This is a genomic window from Nocardioides oceani (genome assembly GCF_030412965.1).
Taxonomy (GTDB): Bacteria; Actinomycetota; Actinomycetes; order Propionibacteriales; family Nocardioidaceae; genus Nocardioides; species Nocardioides oceani.
Genome location: NZ_JAUHJQ010000235.1, coordinates 1 through 233 on the forward strand (window position 1 = coordinate 1; position 233 = coordinate 233).

General features: G+C 79.8%; 1 pseudogene. It reads left to right on the forward strand.

Features of this window, described 5'->3' with window-relative positions:
* A pseudogene (locus QWY28_RS23890) lies at positions 1–221 on the forward strand (carboxymuconolactone decarboxylase family protein); the annotation flags it as partial.
* Positions 222–233 lie beyond the last annotated feature (12 nt).

Genomic DNA, 233 nt, shown 5'->3' on the forward strand with positions numbered 1-233 from the left:
GCGGCACCACGCCCGAGGACGTCGAGCGCCTGCGGGACGTGGGGCTCGGCGACGCCGAGATCGTCGCCGCGACCGTGTACGTCGCCACCCGGCTCGCCTTCTCGACCGTCAACGGCGCGCGGGGCGCCCGGCCGGGCGCCGGCCTGCGCGACGCCGCCCCGCCCGAGGTGCTCGACGCCGTCACCTGGGGCCGGCCGATCGAGGATCCGGCCGGTTCGTGAGGCCGGCCGGGC